The sequence below is a fragment of the Streptomyces sp. WM4235 genome (assembly GCF_001279725.1).
Taxonomy (GTDB): Bacteria; Actinomycetota; Actinomycetes; order Streptomycetales; family Streptomycetaceae; genus Streptomyces.
On sequence record NZ_LGDE01000126.1, the window covers coordinates 1 to 3,091 of the forward strand.

The 3,091-nt window shown below is 75.0% G+C and carries 3 protein-coding genes and 1 pseudogene; 2 read left to right on the forward strand and 2 right to left on the reverse strand.

Features of this window, described 5'->3' with window-relative positions:
* Together ADK55_RS12745 and ADK55_RS12750 are read left to right on the forward strand one after the other, a co-directional pair.
* Positions 1-517: pseudogene (locus ADK55_RS12745) on the forward strand (ATP-dependent DNA ligase); the annotation flags it as partial.
* 5 nt (positions 518-522) lie between these two features.
* On the forward strand, positions 523-1,410 hold the full coding sequence (locus ADK55_RS12750; RefSeq protein ID WP_053678154.1) for a DNA ligase: 888 nt from the start codon (positions 523-525) through the stop codon (positions 1,408-1,410).
* Positions 1,411-1,533: 123 nt separating this feature from the next.
* Here ADK55_RS12750 and ADK55_RS12755 read toward each other — a convergent pair whose 3' ends face one another.
* Together ADK55_RS12755 and ADK55_RS12760 are read right to left on the reverse strand one after the other, a co-directional pair.
* Positions 1,534-1,941 carry a DUF6479 family protein gene (locus ADK55_RS12755; protein ID WP_053678150.1) on the reverse strand — a complete coding sequence of 136 codons (408 nt, stop codon included), beginning with the start codon at positions 1,939-1,941 and terminating at the stop codon, positions 1,534-1,536.
* A 276-nt stretch (positions 1,942-2,217) separates the two neighbouring features.
* Positions 2,218-3,091: XdhC family protein (locus tag ADK55_RS12760; RefSeq protein ID WP_053678152.1), on the reverse strand; the 874-nt coding region annotated here is incomplete at its 5' end.

Below are 3,091 nucleotides of genomic sequence, written 5' to 3' on the forward strand. Positions count from 1 at the left end.
CGCCACCGCCGACCGGCTGATCCTCGACCTCGACCCCGGCCCGCCCGCCACCGCCGTCGAGTGCTGCGCCGCCGCCCTCTGGCTCCGCGAGCGCCTCGCCGCCGACGGGCTGCGCGCCTGCGCGAAGACCTCCGGCTCCAAGGGCCTCCACCTGATCGCGCCGCTGGAGCCGACCCCGTCCGAGCGGGTGTCCGCGTACGCCAAGACCCTCGCCCAGGAGGCCGAACGCGCCCTCCCGGACCTGATCGTCCACCGGATGGCCAAGAACCTGCGCCCCGGCAAGGTCTTCGTCGACCACAGCCAGAACGCCGCCGCCAAAACCACCGCCGCCCCCTACACCCTGCGCGCCCGCGCCCTCCCCACCGTCTCCGCGCCCGTCTCCTGGGACGAGGTGGAGGCCTGCCACGACCCCGCCGAGCTGGTCTTCCTCGCCGACGACATCCCACCCCGACTGGCCCGCGACGGGGACCTCTGCGCCCCACTGCTCGACCCCGACCAGGCCGGCGGGCTGCCGTGAGCACGATCCGGGTCGCACTCGCCACCGCCGTCGCCACCCTGCCGCGCGAGCCGGGTCTCGCGTACGAGCCGAAGTTCGACGGACACCGCCTCGTCGTCGTGCGCACGGCCGAGGAAGCGGTGCTCCAGGCCCGCTCCGGGCGCATCGTCACCGCCGCCTTCCCCGACCTCGCGGCGGCGGCGCTGATGCTGCCCGCCGGAACCGTCCTCGACGGGGAGGTGGTCGTCTGGCACGCCGGGCGGACGGACTTCGCGCTCGTCCAGCGACGGGCCGCCGCCACCCCGGCCAGGGCCGCGCTGCTCGCCCGTACCCTGCCGGCCTCGTACGCCGCCTTCGACGTACTGGAACTGGCCGGGCTCGACGTGCGCGCCCGCCCGTACGAACGACGCCGCGCACTCCTCGTCGACCTGCTGCTCCCGCTCGGCCCACCCCTGCAACCGGTGCCCATGACCACCGACCCGGAGCTGGCCGAGACCTGGTACGAGACCCTGCCCGCCGGCGGCGTCGAGGGCCTCGTCGTCAAACGGCTGGACCAGGCCTACCCGGCCGGCCGCCGCGGTTGGCGCAAGCTCCGTCACACCAACGTCCGGGACGCGGCCGTCGTCGGCCACACCGGCAGCCCGCGCCGCCCGCTCGCGCTGGTCCTCGTCCTGCCCGGCGAGGACGAGGAACCCCTGGTGTCCAGCCCACTGTCCCCGGCACTGCGCACCGAACTGGCGGCGACCCTCGCCCGGCGCGCGGAGATTGCCCCGGCCGGGGCGACCGTGACCGCCATCGGCCTGGGCGAGGTCCCGTACCGCCCGCTGGACCCGCCACTGGCGGCGGAAGTACGCCAGACCTCGGGCCGGCACCCGCCCCCGGAGGTCCTGCGCCTGCGCATTGACCTCCTCTGACCTGCGAATCCCTGGACCTGCGAATCCGCGAACGCACGTCGACCTCCGACCCGCGCGGGCGGCGCGGGTCGGAGGTCGACGTCGGGAGGTCAGGGCGGGGTCGGGTCCGGCCCCGGTCGGGGGTCAGACCGGCTTCGCGCCGCCCAGCGGAGGCACGGTCGGCGGCTGCTTGCCCGCCGGCGGCCGCGGATTGGGGTGCTCGTACCCGGACTCCCGCTCCGCGCGGGCGTCCTCCTGGTGGCTGTGGCTCCGGGAGCCGAAGTTCCCGTACCCCTGCATCTCGTGCGGCCGCAGACCGGCGGCGGGGAACTCCACGGGCTCACGCTCCTCGGAGACCTCCAGCACCGCACCGCCGTCGGGCAGGTGGGGCTGGCTCTCGGTACTGGGTGGCGCGGGCTCGTGCGCGCGAACCCGTTTGCCCAGCATGAACCCGCCGAGCAGGAAGCCCACGACGATCAGTCCGACGACCAGGAGCCACGCGATGTTCGTGAGGGTCCTGTCCACCGCGAGATAGATCAGGTTCGTGTCCATGTGTACCAGTTTCCCGCATTTGGTCCGGATTCACTCCTGCGCTCGCGGAAACCTCCCCGCCCCCTGGCCGGGACGCCTTCTGGACGCGGGGAACCCCGGCCGGGATGCTGCCGGACGCCGGGTACTCCGGACGGGGGATGCCCCTGCCCCTGGCCGGAACGCCTCCTGGACGCGGGGAACCCCGACCTGGACGCGGGAACCCCGACCTGGACGCGGGAACCCCGACCGGGACGCCCCGGAACGCGGCCCCCACCGGGCGCCACGCCCCGGAACACCTCACCCCCGCAGCGGCCCGTCGGAATCCCGCAACCCGCCGCCGTCCCTGCCACCCAGCACCCCGAGGATCTCGGCGCAGATCGCCAAGGCCGTCTCCGCGGGGGTCCGCGCCCCGAGATCCAGGCCGATCGGCCCGTGCACCCGCGCCAGCTGCGCCGCGCTCACCCCGGCCTCGATCAGCCCCTCACGGCGCCGCGTGGTGGTCCGCCGGGAGCCGAGCGCCCCCACGTAAGGGATCCCGAGCGCCAGCGCCGTCCGCAGCGTCGGCACGTCGAAGTCCGGCTCGTGACTGAGCAGCACCAGACACGCGGCGTCCCGATGATCCGCCAGGACCTTCGCGGCCTCCCCGGCCGACTCCACGACCGTCACCCCCCACTCCAGCAACGCGGCCTGCCGCCCGATGATCTCGGCCAGCTCCCCGGTACCCCCGATCACCACGCGCGGAGCGGACGGGTACGCCTCCACGAGCACCAGCCCCGCACCCCCGTACAGCGCGTCCCGCCCCGGCCGCCGGGTCGCCAACAGCTCCCCGGCCCGCCGCGCGGCGTCATCGGCCGGCAGGTCCACGGCCCGCACCACCTCGCTCACCGCCCGATCGGCCGCCGCGTTCAACCGCGTCACCAGCGCCACCCCGGCCCCCTGCCCCAGCAGCTCCCACCACTCGCCCGGGATCGACACCAGCGGCTGCAACAACACCTCGGCCTGTCCACCACAGGTCAACCGCGCCTCGACGGCCTCCCCGGTCCCCACGGACAGCTCACACACCCGCGCGCTCTCCCCGCCCCCCAAGCCGCCCGCCTCGACGACGAGTTCGGCATCGAAGACCCCGCGATACAGAGCCCCCACACACTCCCCGCCGGCATCCACCAACACC